Here is a 3,409-nt window from a genome sequence, read left to right as displayed (position 1 = left end):
CTGTCCGGCGGTTGGAAACAGCGCCTGGCCCTGGGCGTGGCCATCATCCACGAGCCGGAAGTACTGTTCCTTGACGAGCCGACTGCCGGGGTTGATCCTATCTCGCGCCGCGCTTTCTGGGAATTGATCTACGAGTTGGCCGAAGAAGGCACCACCATCCTGGTGACCACCCACTACATGGACGAGGCCGAACACTGTCAAAACCTTGTTTTTATTCAACGCGGCAACCTGGTGGCCAAAGGCTCGCCCGCAGTGATCAAGGTGGAACAGATGCACGGCGACGTGATCGAAATTGATTGCGACGATGCCAGCCAGGCGGTGCCCCTGCTGCGAGAACTCAATGTTTTTGAAGAGGTGGCGCTGTATGGCGCGCTCATCCACGTGGTTACCAACAATCCGGCAGAACACATTCCCTTGATTGAAAAGACCCTCACCGAGCATGGCCTAACTGTCACCTCAGTAGAGCGAATCGCCCCCTCGCTGGAAGACGTTTTCATCTCCAGCGCCCGCGAGGCAGAAAAAACAATGGGACGATAATTGTTAATGGTGAATTGTGAATTATTAATTGTGAATTGAAACTTGTTAGAGGTAAACCATGAAACACAGAATAGTACCAATTATTATCATTTTAATCATCATCGGCGCGGCAGCCGGGGGGTATTGGTATTTCAGCCAAAACCCTGCCGAATTCACCAGACTCCAGGTTGAATTGGGCTTGCTGACAGAAACCGAAGCCAGCGGCATCCATAGCGCTTCTGGTTTTATTGAAGCCGAAGAAATCAGCGCCGCCGCGGAAATCGGGGGGCGCATTACCCGCATCGCCGTGGCTGAGGGCGACTTTGTGGAAGCCGGCCAGGTTTTGGTTGAGTTGGATACGGCTCTGCTAGAAACGGAGTTAGCCCAAGCTAAAGCCAAAATAGAAACGGCTAACGCCCAACTGGACCAAATCAATGCCGGCATCCGCGCTGAAGAAATTGCCAAAGCCGAAGCCGCGGTGGCGGTGGCAGAAGCCAAGGCAGAGGCAGCCCACGTAGCCTGGGCAGACGCCATCATGCTGCGCGACAACCCCCAAGAGTTGGATATGCAAATTGATGCGGCTAAAACCGCCCTGGAACTGGCCGAACTCAAAATAGCTTACGCCATCCCCCTGAAAAACGCTGCCGAAGCATTGTATGCCTTGGGCGAGCAAGGCTGGCAGACAGCCCAAGAAGGCATTGATTGGTCTGTTAAACTGCCTACTGGCAACAAAAAAAGTGGGCACTACACCTTCCCCGAAGGTTTCAAACAAGATGCCAGTATGGCCTGGAATCTGGCCGGGGCCGACCAGTGGCAAGCCTGGGTGGATTTGAACAGCGCGGTTGTTGAACGTGACGACGCCGAAACTGCCCTAAACGATTTGATCCGTCTGCGTAATGACCCCCAGGAAGCCCAGATTCAGGTTGATCAAGCCGAAGCCGCCTATGAGGCCGCCCTGGCCGAGGTTGGGGTAGCCCAGGCCCAACTGGAAATGCTCAAGGCCGGCGCTCGACCCGAACAAGTGGCCGTGGCCGAAGCCCAGGTGCAACAAACAGAAGCCGCCCTGGCCTCTTTAGGGGTGCAGTATGATAAACATACCCTGCTTGCGCCTGCCGCCGGCTGGGTGGTCAAAAAAGTGGCTCATGAGGGCGAGATGGCTGTGCCGGGCATGTCGCTATTGACCCTGGCGGATTTAACCAACGTTACCTTAACGGTGTATGTGCCCGAGCCGGATATTGGCAAACTGTCGTTGGGGCAAAAGGTGGAGGTTTTTGTCGACTCCTTCCCCGGTGAAGCCTTTACCGGCCACATCACCTACATCAGCGACGAAGCCGAATTCACCCCCAAAAACGTGCAGACCAAAGAGGAACGGGTCAACACAGTTTTTGCCGTCAAAATAAAGCTAGACAACCCGGACCAACGGCTGAAACCCGGCATGCCCGCCGACGCCGTTCTTTCCAGGGGGCAACCTGAACTCTAACCCTTAACGCAGCAACAAGGAAATTCTCCACTTCCTTAAAAAAACGAGGTGAAACCATGAAACGCATTATTCCCATCATCATCATTCTGGCCGCCCTTGGCGCCGGCTATTGGTGGTACACCAATAGCCAACCCATTGCCGCCGCTCTGGAACCAACCGCGGAACCGCCGCTGGTTGGCTCCGGCTCCATTGAGGCTGAAACGGTGGCCATTACCGCCGAGTTAGGCGGGCGCATCCTGGAACTCCTGGCCGATGAAGGTGACGAGGTGACCGCAGGCCAGATTTTGATTGAGTTGGATAAATCTGACTTGCTGGCGCAACAGCTTCAATTGGAAGCGACCCTGAGCACGGCCAAAGCCAACCTGGAATCGGTGGCCGCCCCGGCCCGGCCGGAGGATATTGCCGTAGCCCAGGCTCAACTCAAACAAGCCGGAGTAACCCGGGACGGATTAAAAATAGTATGGGAAACCGTGGCCAAGCTGGCCAATGACCCGCTTGAACTGGAAGCCCAGATCAACCTGGCCCAGGCTCGTGTGACCGAGGCGGAAAAGGGCCTGGAAATGGCCCAGGTCAATCTGAAACGTGCCGAGATTCAAGCCGAAGCCGCCGGCCGCAACCAAAGCGATCATATCGCCCTGGTCCAGAACGACGTGGCCCAATACCAGTTGCAAGCCGCGCAAATAGGGATAAAAATAGCCGAAGTGTCTCTGACCGGAGCCAAACAGCAGGTAGAACATTTGATACGGATGCGCGACGAACCGCTCTTCCTCATCACCCAGACCAATGCCGCCGAAGCCGCTTACAAACAGGCCGAAGCCGCCGTGCAGGCCGCTCAAGCAAATCTGACGGCAGTGGAGGCCGACCCAACCCCGGAAGACATTGCTGTGGCCAAAGCCCAGGTGCGTGAGGCTGAAACCGCTATGGCTGCCGTGCAAGTGCAATTGGACAAACAGATCCTGACCGCGCCCCGCGACGGCTTGATCAGCCAGAAACTGGTCAATCCCGGCGAACTGGCTGCGCCCGGCGCCATCCTGATGGAGTTGAGCGACATTGACACCGTTGACCTGACCGTGTACATTCCCGAAACCCGCATTGGCCAGGTTCACATTGGGCAAGAGGCTGTGGTTTATGTTGACGCCTATCCCGGTGAAACGTTTAAGGGCCAGGTCAGTTTTATTGCCCACGAGGCCGAGTTCACCCCGCGCAACGTGCAAACGCAGGAAGAGCGGGTCAATTTGGTTTTTGCCGTCAAAATCACCCTAAACAATCCTGACCATCTTTTGAAGCCGGGCATGCCGGCTGATGCGGAGATTGGGCGGAATTAAAAGGGTGTGTTTCAAATCAGTTGAAGGAGTGCAGAATTCATTCTGCCTCTGCCAAAAAGCGGAATAAATTCCGCACTCCAGGGGTAGT

Annotated in this window: 3 protein-coding genes; all 3 read left to right on the top strand. The window is 55.6% G+C overall.

Features of this window, described 5'->3' with window-relative positions; genetic code table 11:
• On the top strand, positions 1–537 hold a 537-nt coding region (locus JW953_08035), incomplete at its 5' end, for an ABC transporter ATP-binding protein (GenBank protein MBN1992643.1).
• A 58-nt stretch (positions 538–595) separates the two neighbouring features.
• Entirely contained in the window at positions 596–1,996 is a 1,401-nt protein-coding gene (locus JW953_08030; protein ID MBN1992642.1) for an efflux RND transporter periplasmic adaptor subunit, read from the top strand.
• 56 nt (positions 1,997–2,052) lie between these two features.
• Positions 2,053–3,321 (top strand): efflux RND transporter periplasmic adaptor subunit, encoded by a 1,269-nt coding sequence (locus tag JW953_08025; protein MBN1992641.1) that lies wholly within the window; start codon positions 2,053–2,055, stop codon positions 3,319–3,321.
• Positions 3,322–3,409 lie beyond the last annotated feature (88 nt).

The organism is Anaerolineae bacterium, from assembly GCA_016931895.1.
Taxonomy (GTDB): domain Bacteria; phylum Chloroflexota; class Anaerolineae; order 4572-78; family J111; genus JAFGNV01.
This window is presented reverse-complemented; position numbering and strand designations above follow the sequence as displayed.